Annotated in this window: 17 protein-coding genes; 11 read left to right on the top strand and 6 right to left on the bottom strand. The window is 75.1% G+C overall.

Annotation, left to right across the window (positions count from 1 at the left end):
- Positions 1–27: 27 nt before the first annotated feature.
- Positions 28–1680 (bottom strand): sensor histidine kinase, encoded by a 1653-nt coding sequence (locus J4573_RS47045; RefSeq protein WP_208262941.1) that lies wholly within the window; start codon positions 1678–1680, stop codon positions 28–30.
- Positions 1681–1883: 203 nt separating this feature from the next.
- On the opposite strand from J4573_RS47045, the gene J4573_RS47040 reads away from it, so the two are divergent.
- Genes J4573_RS47040 through J4573_RS47005 form a run of 8 tightly spaced genes read left to right on the top strand, consistent with a single transcriptional unit; the run spans position 1884 to position 7775 of the window.
- The gene (locus J4573_RS47040) at positions 1884–3161 is read left to right on the top strand and encodes a sensor histidine kinase (protein ID WP_307797487.1); all 1278 of its coding nucleotides are present in this window, start codon (positions 1884–1886) and stop codon (positions 3159–3161) included.
- On the top strand, positions 3158–3823 hold the full coding sequence (locus J4573_RS47035; protein WP_208262940.1) for a response regulator: 666 nt from the start codon (positions 3158–3160) through the stop codon (positions 3821–3823). The genes J4573_RS47040 and J4573_RS47035 overlap by 4 nt, the downstream gene beginning before the upstream one ends.
- Before the next feature lie 53 nt (positions 3824–3876).
- The gene (locus tag J4573_RS47030; protein ID WP_243774715.1) at positions 3877–4599 is read left to right on the top strand and encodes an RNA polymerase sigma factor; all 723 of its coding nucleotides are present in this window, start codon (positions 3877–3879) and stop codon (positions 4597–4599) included.
- Positions 4589–5359 (top strand): methylated-DNA--[protein]-cysteine S-methyltransferase, encoded by a 771-nt coding sequence (locus J4573_RS47025; protein WP_208262939.1) that lies wholly within the window; start codon positions 4589–4591, stop codon positions 5357–5359. The genes J4573_RS47030 and J4573_RS47025 overlap by 11 nt, the downstream gene beginning before the upstream one ends.
- Positions 5326–5796, top strand: a complete 471-nt coding sequence (locus J4573_RS47020) for a hypothetical protein (protein ID WP_208262938.1) — start codon at positions 5326–5328, stop codon at positions 5794–5796. The genes J4573_RS47025 and J4573_RS47020 overlap by 34 nt, the downstream gene beginning before the upstream one ends.
- Positions 5793–6050: an Ada metal-binding domain-containing protein gene (locus tag J4573_RS47015; RefSeq protein ID WP_208262937.1), complete on the top strand. Its 258-nt coding sequence runs from the start codon at positions 5793–5795 to the stop codon at positions 6048–6050. Before J4573_RS47020 ends, J4573_RS47015 begins: the two co-directional genes overlap by 4 nt.
- A gap of 19 nt (positions 6051–6069) precedes the next feature.
- Positions 6070–6552, top strand: a complete 483-nt coding sequence (locus J4573_RS47010) for a MarR family winged helix-turn-helix transcriptional regulator (RefSeq protein ID WP_208262936.1) — start codon at positions 6070–6072, stop codon at positions 6550–6552.
- Complete coding sequence (locus J4573_RS47005; protein ID WP_208262935.1) at positions 6549–7775, top strand: MFS transporter; 1227 nt, start codon at positions 6549–6551, stop codon at positions 7773–7775. Before J4573_RS47010 ends, J4573_RS47005 begins: the two co-directional genes overlap by 4 nt.
- Here the strand turns inward: J4573_RS47005 and J4573_RS47000 are convergent.
- Positions 7772–8476 carry a 2OG-Fe(II) oxygenase gene (locus tag J4573_RS47000; RefSeq protein WP_208262934.1) on the bottom strand — a complete coding sequence of 235 codons (705 nt, stop codon included), beginning with the start codon at positions 8474–8476 and terminating at the stop codon, positions 7772–7774. The two genes, J4573_RS47005 and J4573_RS47000, sit on opposite strands and share 4 nt — an antisense overlap.
- A gap of 119 nt (positions 8477–8595) precedes the next feature.
- A complete protein-coding gene (locus J4573_RS46995) occupies positions 8596–9492 on the bottom strand; it encodes a DMT family transporter (RefSeq protein WP_243774714.1) in 897 nt (298 codons plus the stop codon).
- An 83-nt stretch (positions 9493–9575) separates the two neighbouring features.
- Between J4573_RS46995 and J4573_RS46990 the strand changes: the two genes are divergently transcribed.
- From J4573_RS46990 to J4573_RS46980, 3 genes are all read left to right on the top strand, one after another.
- Positions 9576–10127: a CGNR zinc finger domain-containing protein gene (locus J4573_RS46990; protein ID WP_243774713.1), complete on the top strand. Its 552-nt coding sequence runs from the start codon at positions 9576–9578 to the stop codon at positions 10125–10127.
- 109 nt (positions 10128–10236) lie between these two features.
- Positions 10237–10848: a cysteine hydrolase family protein gene (locus J4573_RS46985; protein WP_208262933.1), complete on the top strand. Its 612-nt coding sequence runs from the start codon at positions 10237–10239 to the stop codon at positions 10846–10848.
- Between the two features lie 7 nt (positions 10849–10855).
- Positions 10856–11863, top strand: a complete 1008-nt coding sequence (locus J4573_RS46980; RefSeq protein WP_208262932.1) for a GlxA family transcriptional regulator — start codon at positions 10856–10858, stop codon at positions 11861–11863.
- A 37-nt stretch (positions 11864–11900) separates the two neighbouring features.
- Here J4573_RS46980 and J4573_RS46975 read toward each other — a convergent pair whose 3' ends face one another.
- The 3 genes from J4573_RS46975 to J4573_RS46965 all read right to left on the bottom strand — a co-directional run bounded on the left by J4573_RS46975 (position 11901) and on the right by J4573_RS46965 (position 13771).
- Complete coding sequence (locus J4573_RS46975) at positions 11901–12524, bottom strand: YigZ family protein (RefSeq protein WP_208262931.1); 624 nt, start codon at positions 12522–12524, stop codon at positions 11901–11903.
- A 38-nt stretch (positions 12525–12562) separates the two neighbouring features.
- A complete protein-coding gene (locus J4573_RS46970; protein ID WP_307797485.1) occupies positions 12563–13372 on the bottom strand; it encodes a DUF3152 domain-containing protein in 810 nt (269 codons plus the stop codon).
- A gap of 117 nt (positions 13373–13489) precedes the next feature.
- On the bottom strand, positions 13490–13771 hold the full coding sequence (locus J4573_RS46965) for a hypothetical protein (protein WP_208262929.1): 282 nt from the start codon (positions 13769–13771) through the stop codon (positions 13490–13492).
- Between the last annotated feature and the right edge of the window lie 31 nt (positions 13772–13802).

The following is a 13802-nucleotide window of genomic DNA, read 5'->3' as shown; positions in this document are numbered from 1 at the left end:
GGTGCGTTCGGTGCGCGTTCAGCGGGTTCAGGGTGTGCGGTGGTCGGCGGCGGCGTTGGGCCGTACGGCGTCCTTGGCGGCCAGGCGGCCGGCCGTGAAGCACAGCCGGTACACGGTGCCGACGCCCAGCAGGTTGCCGTCGGAACGGTAGAACCGGCAGGCGCTGCCGGGCGGCGGCGCGGGGAACTGGGCGGCGATGTCGGCGGAGTTGAGGAGCTCGTTGCGCGGCAGGACGCGTTCGATGTCGGCGCGGGGCTGCCCGGTGCGCAGCGCGTTGTAGTCGGCGGGGGCCAGCACCGAGTTGAGCGTGGAGTACGCGTAGTACCCCAGCATGATCGCCGACAGGAACGCCACCAGCGCGGCGGGCACGGTGATCGCGGTGATGAGGCCCCGGCGGACCTGGCGGCGTTCGCTGGCCAGCCGCCGCGCGGTCGGCGGCCCGGTGCCCTCCAGGCCGGTACCGGCGGGCGGTGCGGGGTCGTCGGGCAGGTCCGCGGTGACCTGGAACCCGCCCGCCGGTGTCGGGCCGGTCGTCAGGGTGCCTCCGGCGAGGCGGACCCGTTCGGTGAGGCCCGTCAGCCCGAGACCGCCCGAGGGGCCCGGCGGGCGCGGCCCGCCGGGCGGCGCGGTGTTGGTGACGGTGACGACGGTCCGGCCATGCGGCCGGGCGAGTGTCACGGTGACGGGGGCGCCGGGGGCGTGCTTGGCGGCGTTGGTGAGGGCCTCCTGCACCAGGCGGTGCGCGGCCAGCGCCACCATCGGCGCCTGCTCCCTGCTTTCCGCGCCCGCCTCTGCGTCCTCGCCGGTGTCGGTGGCGGTGAGGGTGACGTCGATGCCCGAGCCGCGGGCGCGGTCCACAAGGTCGGTGATGCTCTCGCGTGCGGGCCGTACGGCCGCCTCCCCGCGATCGGCGCCGCCGCCCGAGGTCAGGTGGTCCTCGCGCAGCACGCCGATGATGCCGCGCAGCTGGTCGGTGGCGTCGGCCGCGCCCGCGCGCAGGTCGGCGGCCGCGGCGCGGTGCCGTTCGGGCAGATCGGGTGCGACCTGCAGCGCGCCCGCGCGGACCGCGATCAGTGCCAGTTCGTGGCCGAGGGAGTCGTGCATGTCCTGGGCGATGCGGGCGCGTTCGCGCAGCCGTTCGCGTTCGGCGACGATGCGGTGCTCGCGTTCCAGCTGCTCGGCGCGTTCCCAGCCGGCGTGCACCAGCTCCTGGTACTGCCGCCAGTACCGGCCCGCCAGCCACGGCAGCACGGCCAGCAGCACGAACCACAGCGTCAGCGGGAACCAGGAGGTGACGTCGATGCCGCGGGCGATGTTCAGCAGCGTCCCGCCCGCGAACGTCACCGTGAAGATCCACACGACGGGCTGGGCGCGGGGCGTGCGGCGGCCCGCCAGGTAGGCGGCGACCGGCAGCGCGAACGCGAAGTTGCCCTGCAGCGGCAGCAGGAACGTCACCACCAGCAGCGGCACCAGCGGGTGGCGGCGCCCGGCGGCGATCGCCGCGCCCAGCGCCAGCGTCCCGGCGAGGGTGAGCCACCACAGCGGGCGGCGCGGCTCGGGCGGCGCCAGGTTTCCGATCACCACCGGGGTGGCCAGCAGCACCCACAAGATCGCGTCCCGGATCAGCCCGCGGCGCGTCGTGGGCTGCCCGTGCCCCTGCGGGCGTCCCCGTTCGTTCACACCGTCACGCTACAAGCGGTTGATCTGCGCCGTTACTGACGAAAGTCAAGGGTGGGGCGCTGTCCGGCGGCCTGAAGGGGGCTCGGCGAGGGCTCGGAAGGGGCTCGGCGGGGGCTGGATCGCGGTCCAGTGGGCGTCCACGGGCGGTCCAGCGCGGTGCGGCGGGCCGCCCGGGTGCGATCTCCTGAACTACCGTTGGGGCCGTGAGGCGAACCTGGTGGACGCCGGCGCGCGGCGACCTGGTCCTGGCGGTCGGCGCGTGGGCCGTGACGCTGGTGATGTCGGAGCTGAGCGTGCGGTCCTCGGACCGGCCGATGTGGCCGGCGGGCGGGTTGCTGATCACGGCGTGCTGCCTGGTGCTGGTGGTGCGCCGCCGCCACCCGGTGATCACACTGTGGGCGACGATCATCACGGCGGTCGTGTACTACTCGATGGGCTTCCCCGACGGGCCGATCGGGCTGGCGTTCGTGATCGCCCTGTACACCGCGGCGGTGGAGTGCCGTCTGTTCGTGTCGCTGGCGGCGACGGCGGCGATCAACGCCGGGTTCGTGCTGATGAACCTGTGGCGCGGCACCGGCGGCAACACCACCGCCGAGCAGCTGGCGGGCGCCGAGTCGGTCGCCGGGGTGACGTTCTTCCTGCTGCCGGTGATCGCGCTCGGGCAGTACGTGCGCAACCGGCGCCAGCACATCGCGGCGATCGAGGAGCGGGCCGCCGAGGCCGAGCGGACCCGCGAGCAGGAGGCGCTGCGGCGCGCCGCCGAGGAGCGGCTGCGGATCGCGCGGGAGCTGCACGACGTGCTCGCCCACCAGATCTCGCTGATCAACGTGCAGGCCGGTGCGGCGCTGCACCGCCGCGACGACCCCGAACGGGCTTATGCCTCGCTCGAGGCGATCAAGCGGGCGTCCAAGGACACGCTGCGGGAGCTGCGCGGGGTGCTGGGCGTGCTGCGGCAGGTGGACGAGCAGGACGGCGGGCCGCCGGTGGCGCCCGCGCCGTCCCTGTCACGCGTGGGTGAGCTGCTGGAGCAGACGTCGGCTGCGGGCCTGAAGGCGACGCTGTCGGGGCCGCCGCCGGCCGTGGACCTGCCCGCGCCGGTGGACCTGGCCGGATACCGGATCGTGCAGGAGGCGCTGACGAACGCGGTGCGACACGCCGCCGCGAGTACCGCCACCGTGCAGATCCGTTGTACAACCGAGGCGGTGATCGTTCAGATCGACGACGACGGCGTCGGCCCGACCCCGGCGGGGAGTGCCGGCGGGCCGGGTGGTTCGGTGGAGTCCGGTGGCGCCGCCGATGCAGCCGAGCAGGGTGAGGCGGGAGGCGGCGGCAGCGGCAACGGGCTGCGGGGAATGGCCGAGCGTGCCGCGTCGGTGGGCGGTGAGATGACCGCCGGGCCGGGCCCGGGCGGTGGGTTCCGGGTGTGGGCGCGGCTGCCGCTGCCACATCCGGGTGAACGGACGGAGGAGATCGGACAATGATCCGGGTGGTGCTGGTCGACGACCAGACCTTGGTGCGGGCCGGGTTCCGGTCGATCCTGGAGGGCGAGCCCGACATCGAGATCGTCGCCGAGGCCGGCGACGGCGAGCGGGCGGTGTCGCTGGCCGGTGAGCTGCGCCCCGACGTGGTGCTGATGGACATCCGGATGCCGGTGCTGGACGGCCTGGAGGCCACCCGCCGGATCGTGTCGGATCCGCGGCTGGAGACCGTCAAGGTGGTGATCTTGACGACGTTCGACCTCGACGACTACGTGTACGGGGCGATCAAGGCCGGGGCCAGCGGGTTCCTGGTGAAGGACACCGAGCCGCCCGAGCTGATCCACGGGGTGCGGGTCGTGGCGCGCGGCGACGCGCTGCTGGCGCCGACGGTGACGCGGCGGCTGATCGCCGAGTTCGCGTCCCGGATCACCGCGCCGCCGCCCGCCGTGGAGCTGAACGCGCTCACCGACCGGGAACGGGAGGTGCTGGAGCTGGTCGCGGCGGGCCTGTCGAACGAGGAGATCGCCGCCCGGCTGGTGCTGAGCCCGGCGACGGCCAAGACGCACGTGAGCCGGATCCTGGCCAAGCTGGGCGCCCGCGACCGCGCGCAGCTGGTGGTGCTGGCCTACGAATCGGGGATGATCAAGCCCGGCTGGCTCAGCTGACCCCAGGGGTGCAACCGGGGGCGGCGGCGCGGGGTTCAGGGGATGTGACGGTAATGGACGACATGCTCATCCCGGCCGCCGGAACCCCGGGCTCCCGCGACTCCCCCGCCCGCGCCGCGCGGGACCGGGCGGAGCCCGCGGCAGGCGCCGAGACCGGCGACACGGCCACCTGCGCCGCCGACCCCGCCGACCCCGCCGAGGCTGTTGACGAGGTGGCGGCCGCGGTGGTGGCGGCGCTGGGTGACGACCTGGACGGCGGGTTCGTGGTCCTCTATGACGCCTATCGCACGCCGGTGTTCTCCACCGCGCTGCGGCTGTGCGGGCGGTGGGCCGAGGCCGAGGACCTGGCCGCCGAGGCGTTCCTGCGCGCCTACCGGGCGCTGCTGGGCTACGAACCCGGCAGGATCGCCGAGCTGCGCCCCCGGGCGTGGCTGCTGACCATCCTGATGAACCTGTGGCGCAACAGCCGCCGCGGTGCCGCCCGCAAACCGCCGCCCGGCCCGCTGGAGGCCGCGCCCGACCCCGCCGACCCCGCCGAGGGCGTCGAGGCGGCCGCGGCCCGGCACGAGACCGGCCGGGAACTGGCGGGCCTGCTGGCCCAGCTGCCCGAGGCCCAACGCGCCGCCGTGGTGCTGCGGCACGCCGCCGACCTGCCGATCGCCGAGATCGCGGCCGTGCTGGACGTGCCCGAGGGCACCGTCAAATCCCATATCTCCCGGGGCCTGGCCCGGCTCCGCAAGCTGCACGACTCCAAGGGGGCACCCCATGCGTTCTGAATTCCCCGACCCGCTGGCCGAGGGCCTGGCAGGGCTGCCGGCGGGCGCGCCCGATACCCTGCTGGACCGCATCGTCGCCCGCCGGGTCCACGTCGAGGGCCCGATGGAAGGCGCCCTGGCGGGCCTGCAGGTCGCCTTCACCGACCAGGGCGTCGCCTACCTGCGCGCCGGCCTGGACGACCAGGCGTTCGCCGCCGCGTTCCGCGACCGGTTCGCGCGGCCGCTGCTGCCCGCCGACAAGCCGCCCGCCGGGCTGCTGCCCGCGCTGCGCACCGGCAGGCTCGGGACCCTGCGGCTGGACCTGCGCGGCCTCAGCGACTTTGAGGCCTCGGTGCTGCGCGCCGCCGCGACCATCCCGCGCGGGCAGACCCGCCCCTACGCGTGGATCGCGCGGCAGGCCGGGTCGCCCAAGGCGGTGCGGGCGGTCGGGTCGGCGCTGGGCCGCAACCCCGTGCCGCTGCTGATCCCCTGCCACCGCGTCACCCGCTCGGATGGGACGGTCGGGCAGTACGTGTTCGGCGCCGAGGCCAAGGAGCGGCTGCTGCGCGCCGAGAACGTCAACCTCGACCAGGTCGCCGGGTGGGCCGCGGGCGGTGTGCACTTCATCGGCAGCGACACCACCGGCATCGTGTGCTACCCGACCTGCAGCGACGCCCGCCGCATCACCGACGGGCACCGGCAGGGATTTCGCACCCTGGCCGCCGCCCAGGCCGCCGGGTACCGGCCGTGCCTGCACTGCAAGCCCGGCGCCGCCGCGTGACACCCGAGCTCGCCACCGTCCTGCGACTGCTGGAAGCCGGCGGGGCGCACCTGGTGAACGTGGGTCACGGACGCTCCCCCGCCGCCCGCCAGGCGGCGGAGGCGTTCCAGCGGGCGTGGGCGGGCGAGATCGGCGCGGTGGTGTCCTGGCCCGCCCGTGCCGCGTCGTGGCTGCGGCCCGCCACCCGGCTGGCCGCCGGCGCACCCGACGCCTGGGTGATCGCCGACACCGCGGCCGGGTGGGCGGGGCCCGGCCGCCGCCTGGCCGAGACCGGCATCTGGCGTGCCTCCGCCACCATCGCGTTCGCCGGCCTGGCCGACCCCGCCCTGCCCGGCCTCGCCGGACACCACGCCACCGAAGGGCTGCGGGGCGCCGCCGCCGACGGGAGCGTCTGGCTCATCGACGACGGCGCCCTCATCCAGCTCGCCCACCGGTGACCTACCGGCTGCTGGGACCCGGCGGCCCCTACGACAGCCCGCATCCCGGCACGCTGGGCGGCCACCGGCGGCTGCGCGTGTACGGGCGGCTGGACTGCCCCAGCGCCGCCCGCTGGATCGCCGCCGGGCACTACACCGCCCACCGCGTCTTCTTCGCCGACGAAGCCACCGCCCAAGCCTGCGGCTACCGGCCCTGCGCCGTCTGCCTGCCCGCCGCCTACGCCAGCCGGCGCGCGAGCCCCACCAATCTATGAGCACTGTTATATTAGTGCTGTGACATCTTCGGACCCGACCGCCGCACCCGGCCGCTGGCACGCCCTGCACACCCTGCTGGCGAGCCTGGACGGCCAGATCGAGTCGCTCTACACCGACCGCGGCATCCAGGGCGTGCGGCCCCGGTTCGCCTACCCGCTGATCCGCCTCGCCCACACCGGCCCCCTCACCATCCGCGAGCTCGCCGAGTCGCTGGAACGCTCGCACTCGGCGATGAGCCAGACGATCTCGGCGATGCGCCGCGAAGGGCTCGTCGACACCGAACCCGGCCCCGACGCCCGCACCCGCCGCGTCACCCTCACCGCGCGCGGGCGCGACCTCATCCCGTTCCTGGAGGCCGAGTGGCGAGCCACCGAGGCCGCCATCGCCGAACTCGACGACGAGGTGCCCCACGCCCTCAGCGCCGTCGTCACCCAGCTCGAGCGCGTCCTTGCGGCCAGGCCCATGAAGGAACGGATCCTGGCCCACCTCGACCCGCCGTGACCCGGCGACTGGCCGATGTGCGGCCGCTGCGCGACCGGGCGTTCCGCGGCCTGTGGATCGGGTCCTCGCTCGCCTCGATCGGCCAGCAGATCGCCGTCGTCGCCGTCCTGCAGCAGGTCTGGGACCTCACCGCCAGCGTCGCCTGGACGGGAACGATCGGGCTCGCCACAGGTGTGCCGATGCTGGCGTTCGGGCTGATCGGCGGGTCGCTCGCCGACGCCCTGGACCGCAGGACCCTGATCCGGGCGGCCACCGCCGGGCAGGCCCTTTTCGCCGCCGCGCTCGCCGCCCAGGCGATGCTGGGGAACGGGTCGGTCCTGCTGCTGCTCGCGCTGGTCGCGGCGCAGGCCGGATGCGGGGCGCTGGCGGCACCGGCCCGGCGCACCCTGCCCGCCCGGCTGCTGCCCGCAGGCCAGGTCGCCGCCGGGCTCGCCCTGCAGAACATCGCCTTCCAGGCGGCCCTGCTCACCGGGCCCGCCCTGGCCGGAGTCGTCCTCGCCACCTGGGGGCAGCCCGCCGCCTACGGCATCCAGTGCGCCGCCATCGCCGCATCCCTGGCCGGCATCGCACGCCTGCCCGCCCTGCCCGCGGTACGCGAACCAGGAGCGGCGGGGGCGGCGCCGGGCGGGTGGGGGATCATCGTGCGGCGGCCGGTCCTGTGGGGGTCGTTCGCCACCGACCTGGCCGCGACCGGCCTGGCGATGCCCATCGCGGTGTTCCCGCTGATCAACCAGGTCCGGTTCGGCGGTGACCCCCGCACCCTCGGGCTGCTGCTGTCGGCGATCGCCGTCGGAGGCCTGACCGCAGGGCTTTTCTCGGGGATCGTGACGCGGGCGGGCCGCAGCGGCCTGCTCCAGCTCGCCGCGGCCACCATCTGGGGCCTGGCGCTGGCCGGATTCGGGCTCGCCGAGCCGCTCTGGCTCGCGCTGGCCTGCCTGGCCGCCGCCGGCGCCGCCGACACCATCGCCGTGATCACCCGCAGCGCGCTCGTCCAGCTCGAGACGCCCGACCGCTACCGCGGCCGCGTGTCGGCCGTCGACCACGTCATCGGCGTCGCCGGACCCCAGCTCGGCAACGTGCGCGGCGGGCTCCTGGCCTCCCTCACCGGAGCACCCGCCGCACTGGTCGCCGGAGGTCTCGCCGCCGCCGGCGCCGTCGTGTGCGTCGGAGCCGTCAACCGGCCCCTGCGCACCCACCAGACGGCGGCCGAACGGGAGAGCTAGCGGGCGTTGTGGAAGATGACGCCCAGCACGTGCCGCTCACCCGACAGCACCTGGCTCACCCCGTGCCGCATCGCGACCCGCCTGTGGCCGCGCGCCGACGGGACCGGCCGCTGCCGCACCGGGAAGATCAATCCCTGGCCGCGGCCCGGCCGCGCCACGATCGGCCGCGACTGCGCGCGGGGACGCTGCTCCACGAACACGCTCTCCCCGCCGGTGAAGTCGGCGTCCGGCTCGTTCAGCATGATCGCGACCTGGAGTGGGAACGTCAGGTCGCCGTACACGTCCTGGTGCAGGCAGTTGTAGTCACCGGGGCCGTAGCGCAGCAGCAGCGGCGTCGGCTTGTGCTGCCCCGCCGCCGCGCACGCCTTCGTCAGCCCCTCCAGATCGCCGGGGAAGGGCGGCTCGTCCAGCAGGCCCGCCCACCGGTTGGCGATCTTGGCCAGCGGCGGGTACAGGCTCTCGCGCAGGCCCGCCACGATCGGGTGCAGCGGCGCGGAGAAGTAGCGGTACTCGCCCTGCCCGAAGGAGTGCCGGGCCATCACCACCGTGCTGCGGAACACCCGGTCCCGCTCGTACAACCCGATGACCTCCGAGCACTGCGCGGGCGTCAGCAGCGGCGGCGTCACCGCGACACCGGTGCGGTCCAGGTCGAGCGCGGCCCGCTCCCAGTCGATGGCGGGCAGAGTCTGCTGGGCTGGCATGAGAGTCCTTCCAGACGACACGGTCACCCCCCTGCAACCCCGCCGCGCCCCGCCCGGTTGCACCCCGGTTGCGCCTGGGCCGCGACCCGGGCCGCGACCGGTCAGGAAGCCGCGACCGGTCAGGAACGGGAGGCCAGCAGCACCCCCGCGCCGCCCAGCGCCAGCCCCGCCAGCGCCGCCACGCTCAGCGACTGACCCACGATCAGCCACGCCATCAGCGCCGTCACCGACGGCGTCAGGAAGAACAACGTCGACACCCGGCTCGCCGACGAACGCCGCAGCATCAGGTTCAGCAGCAGGAAGCAGCCGACCGAGTTCACCAGCACCATCCACGCGATCGCCGCGCCGAACGACCCCCAGTGCGCCACCTGCGGCGTCTCGAACGCCAGCGACGCGGCCGCCACCAGCGGCGCCGCCACCAGGAACTGCACCGCCGTCCCCGTGATCAGATGCATGTCGGAGGCGTAGCGCTTCTGGTAGACCGTTCCGGCGCTGAGGCCCGCCAGGCCCGCGATCGCCAGCGGCACCGCCGCCGCCGAGAACGCCACCCGGTCCGACACCGCCACCACCACACCCGCCGCGCCCAGCGCGAAACCCGCCCAGCGGCGCCGCGACACCCGCTCTCCCAGCGCGGGCGCCGACGCCAGCGCCACCAGCACCGGGCTGAACCCCTGCACCAGCGCCACCACCCCCGCCGGCATCCCCATGCCCAGCGCGCAGTACAGCGCACCGAACTGCACCGCCTGGATCAGCACCCCGGTCACCGCGACATGCCCCAGCGCCCGGCCGCGCGGCCACGGCATCCGCAGCGCCACCGCCACCCCCGCCAGCAGCAGCCCCGCCAGCACGAACCGCGTCACGATCAGCAGCAGCGGCGGCGCCGCGTCCACGCCGATGATCCCGGCGATGAACGCGCTGCTCCACAGCACCACGAACAGCGGCGGCATCGCCGCGGCCGGCCACGTCGTCGGGGACGAGGGGCCCGCAGGCGCCCGCTCCAGGGTCCGCGTCACCATGCCACGACCTCCATCGCTAACCGTTCTGAACGGTTATCAGTCTGGGAGCGCGCCGATTAACCTGTCAAGGTGGTTATGCTGGGATGGTGGAGTTCACCTTCGTCAGCGGCGACGTCGCGCTGGACCTGGCCGGCACCGTCATGCACCGCCGCTCCCCGGCCCGCCAGGACGTGCTCACCGCACCCGCCGACCTGACCGCATGGATAGCGGCGGCGGGCCTGCTCACCACCGCCCCGGACGCCGGCGCCGCCGACCTCGCCGCCGCCGTGCGGCTGCGCGAGGCGATCTACCGGAGCGCGCTGAACGCCGCCCACGGCGAACCGCCCGCCCCCGCCGACGCGGACGTGATCAACCGGGCGGCCGCCGCGCCGCCGCCCGCCCCCGCCCTCACCACCGGCGCAGACGGCCCCGGCGTGCGGCGCGAAGGCGACATCGCGGGCGCGCTCGCCGCGGCCGCCCGCGCCGCCGTCGAACTGCTCGGCGGACCCGACGCCCGCCACATCAAGGAATGCCAGTCCGGCGACTGCACCCGCCTCTACCTGGACCTGTCACGCCGCCAGTCGCGCCGCTGGTGCGACATGAGCGGCTGCGGCAACCGCGCCAAGGCCGCCGCCTTCCGCGCCCGCCACAAATGACCACCACCGGCGACCGGCACCGATGACCGGCACGGGTGACCGGATCGTTCCGGTCACCGGCGCGATAGTGTCTGGTCCACCACCCACCGGCACCGGCACCATCGAAGGCATGAACACCAGCACCGGCACCGCACTGATCGTCATCGACGTCCAGGAATCCTTCCGGCAAAGGCCCTCCTGGCAGGCCGTGTCGGCCCCCGACATCGCCGGCCGCACCGCACGCCTGGTCGACGCCGCCCGCGCCGCCGGCGACCTGGTCGTGTGGGTCCTGCACTCCGAACCCGGCTCGGGCACCCCCTTCGACCCGCCGTCGGGTCACGTGCGGCTCATGGACGGCCTGGACGCCCGCGACGGCGAGCCCGTCATCACCAAGACCTCCCGCAACGCCTTCACCACCACCAACCTGCAGCAGCTGCTCACCGCCGCAGGCATCCGCCACCTGGTGGTGTGCGGGATCCAGACCGAACAGTGCTGCGAGACCACCGCGCGCCTGGCCGGCGACCTCGGCTTCGAGGTCACCTTCGTCACCGACGCGACCGCCACCTTCCCCATCGAGCACCGCGACGCCCCGCCCGGACGCGGCATCGCCGAGATCCTCGCCGACCCCGCCACCCTGCAGACCGCCGACATCATCGCCCGCACCGAATACGCCCTCGCCGGGCGGTTCGCCACCCTCGCCGCGCTCGACGACCTCGCGCCCGCGGCCGCCACCATGAGATGACCGGATCGTGACCCAGATCGTCTTCCTGCTCGCCCCCGGAGTGCACCTGCTGGACCTGGCCGGGCCCGCCCAGGTGTTCTCCACCGCCGCCGACCACGGCCACCCCTACCGGCTGCGCTACATCGCCGAGCAGAAAGACGTCCCCACCGCCCAGGGACTGCCCGTCACCGCCGACACCACCTGGCCCGCCCTGGACCCCGCCGACATCGTCCTGGTCCCCGGCTGGCGCTGGACACAGCCCCCAGACACCGGCGCCACCCCTGTGGCGGAGGCGGGACGGTACGGGCACCTGAGCGCGGCCACCCTGGGACGCCTCGCCGATCACCACGCGGCGGGAGGCACCGTCGCCAGCGTCTGCGCCGGAGCGTTCGCCCTGGCCCGCGCCGGGCTGCTGGACGGCCGCCGCTGCACCACCCACCACCAGCTACAGGACGAGCTCGCCCGCCGCCACCCCCGCGCCCACCTGGTCCGCGACGTCCTGTACGTCACCGACGGCCGCGTGGTCACCTCCGCCGGGATCGCCAGCGGCATCGACCTGGCCCTGCACCTCATCGCCGCCCGCCACGGCCCAGGCGCCGCCGCACGCGTCGCCCGCGCCATGGTCGTCTACGCCCGCCGCAACGGCGACGACCACCAGACAAGCGCCATGCTGCGGCACCGCTCGCACCTCAGCGACGTCGTCCACCGCGTCCAGGACCGCATCGACGCCCGCTACGCCCAGCCGCTGCCCCTCACCGACCTGGCCTCAGCCACCGGCGTCAGCGAACGCACCCTCACCCGCCTGTTCGGCGCCGCCACCGGCCTCACCCCGCTGCGCTACCAGCAGCTGCTGCGGCTGGAACGCGCCGAGCACCTCATCACCCAGGGCGCCACCACCGACGCCGCCGCCCGCGCCGTCGGATTCACCGACGCCCGGATGCTGCGCCGCCTGCGCTCCCGGCCCCCGGCCCCACCTCTCGACCCTCCGGCCCCCGATGTCCCAAGGACGGGACGTACCGCACGTTCACCGCGATGAGCACCGCCGCCGGTCAACAGGCGAGGGGCGGGGGCGGTCAGTCGACCGGGACCTCCACGTGGCCGTGCGCGCCCTCGGTCAGCGCGGCGCGGCCCGCGGTGACCTCGGCCGCCCACGCCGCGAACTCCCCGACCCCCTCGGCCGGGACGGCGACGTCGGCCTGCATGTCGGCGGCGTAGCGGACGTCCACGGGCTGCAGGCCGCGGCCGTGCAGGTCGGTGAGGAAACGGCCCGCCGATCCGTGGTCCAGCCGCGCCGTCACCGTCACCACCGGGCGCAGCTCCACCACGCCGACCGCGTCCACCGCCGCCGACACCGCCTGCCCGTAGGCGCGCACCAGACCGCCCGAGCCCAGCTTCACCCCGCCGAAGTACCGCGTCACGACCGCGACGGTGTCGGTGAGGCCGCGCCGCACCAGCACCTCCAGCATCGGCACGCCCGCCGTGCCCGCCGGCTCGCCGTCGTCGCTGCTCCTGGTGAGCTCGCCGTGCTCGCCCAGCACGTAGGCGGTGCAGTTGTGGGTGGCGTCGCGGTGCGCGCGCCGGTGCGCCGCCAGGAACGCCGCCGCCTCCTCGGGCGAATGCGCCCGTGCCAGCGTGCACACGAACCGCGAGCGGCGCACCTCCAGCTCGTGCGAGCCCGCCCGTCTGATCATGCGCATGGTGGCGCAAGTCTACGGCCCGGCCGCGCCGCCCCAGGTCAGGGGAACGGCCACGGGTTGGGGCGGCAGCCCTGCAGCGACTTGGTCTGCTGCACCATCACCGGCGCCCGCCGGCCATGGCCCGGGCACTGCCGGTGGTCGTGGCCCAGCAGATGCCCCACCTCATGGTTGATCAGGTACTCGCGGTAGGTGGCCAGGTCACGGCCGTAGCTGGCGGCGCCCTGCCCCCAGCGCCGCGCGTTCAGCACCGAACGGCCGTCCCGCCCGCACGACAGCTGCCCGGCGGTGTTCAGCGGCGCGCACATCCGGTCGACCATGTCCGGGCTGGTCAGCGACACCCGCACCCGCGCCGGGCCGTGGCTGACCCGCACGAACCGCAGCCTCCCGCCGTGGCCCCAGCTGCGCGGATCGTTGAGGACCCGGTGGACCTGCGCGGCGAAGCCGGCGCCGCTGATCGGCAGGCCGCGTTCGACCTCCACGATGTAGCGCACGACCGTGCCGCGCGAGTGCGCGGGCGCGGCGGCGCCGCCCGGCACCACCTGGTAGTGGCCGCCGGCCGAGTCCGGTACCCGCACGATCGGCGGCTGCCGGCGCCCGTTCACCACCCGCGCCGCCGCCGCGTGCCGCTGCACGGGCGGTACGGGCAGATGCGCGCCGCGCGGAACGGCCGCCGGTGGCGGTGCGGCGGCGCCGGGTGCCAGCGCGAACGCCGCCGCGCCGATCCCCGCCACCAGCGCCGCGCCCGCCGCGACACCCCAGCCCCGCACGCCCCAGCCGCGGCGGCCACGGCCGCCGCGCGGGCGGCCGCGCCGCTGCGGCGCCGCGGTGTGTTCCCTCAGATCGCGCACGTGCCGGCCACGTCGTTCATGAGCCCCCCGATTCATGATCAGCGCGGATCGTACCCGCACCGTGAGGTGATCAAGCCGCGACCTGCCGGTTCACCGGAGAATCGGGGGGCGGTGAGGTCAGGACGCCCAGCGCTCGGCGCCGTCGAAGCCCGACTCGACGAACCCGGCCAGCCCGAGCGCCGAGCGGCGCGAGGCGGCCAGCAGCCGCTCGGCGACCTCGAAGAACCGGTCGACGGTCTCGGTCGGCCGCGCGACCGCGTCGGGCAGCATCGTCCGGGTGACCCGCACGCTGCCGTGCACCAGCTCGATCACCGCGGTCTCGGTGCTGCGCAGCACGTCCTCGATCGGGGCCAGGTCGGTGGACGCGCGGCCCGGCCGCGCGTCGGTGGTCTCGGTCATGACGCCTCCGTGAGGTGAGGAGCGGAAGGTC

This window comes from Actinomadura barringtoniae (assembly GCF_017573505.1).
GTDB classification, from domain to species: Bacteria; Actinomycetota; Actinomycetes; order Streptosporangiales; family Streptosporangiaceae; genus Spirillospora; species Spirillospora barringtoniae.
This window is presented reverse-complemented; position numbering and strand designations above follow the sequence as displayed.

Bases quoted from the DNA above. Each gene is read 5' to 3' on its own strand.
- J4573_RS47030 (WP_243774715.1), top strand. From the start codon at position 3,877: ATGGACGACATGCTCATCCCGGCCGCCGGAACCCCGGGCTCCCGCGAC.
- J4573_RS46990 (WP_243774713.1), top strand. From the start codon at position 9,576: ATGGTGGAGTTCACCTTCGTCAGCGGCGACGTCGCGCTGGACCTGGCC.
- J4573_RS47000 (WP_208262934.1), bottom strand. From the start codon at position 8,476: ATGCCAGCCCAGCAGACTCTGCCCGCCATCGACTGGGAGCGGGCCGCG.
- J4573_RS46995 (WP_243774714.1), bottom strand. From the start codon at position 9,492: ATGGTGACGCGGACCCTGGAGCGGGCGCCTGCGGGCCCCTCGTCCCCG.
- J4573_RS47035 (WP_208262940.1), top strand. From the start codon at position 3,158: ATGATCCGGGTGGTGCTGGTCGACGACCAGACCTTGGTGCGGGCCGGG.
- J4573_RS46965 (WP_208262929.1), bottom strand. From the start codon at position 13,771: ATGACCGAGACCACCGACGCGCGGCCGGGCCGCGCGTCCACCGACCTG.
- J4573_RS47025 (WP_208262939.1), top strand. From the start codon at position 4,589: ATGCGTTCTGAATTCCCCGACCCGCTGGCCGAGGGCCTGGCAGGGCTG.
- J4573_RS46985 (WP_208262933.1), top strand. From the start codon at position 10,237: ATGAACACCAGCACCGGCACCGCACTGATCGTCATCGACGTCCAGGAA.
- J4573_RS46975 (WP_208262931.1), bottom strand. From the start codon at position 12,524: ATGCGCATGATCAGACGGGCGGGCTCGCACGAGCTGGAGGTGCGCCGC.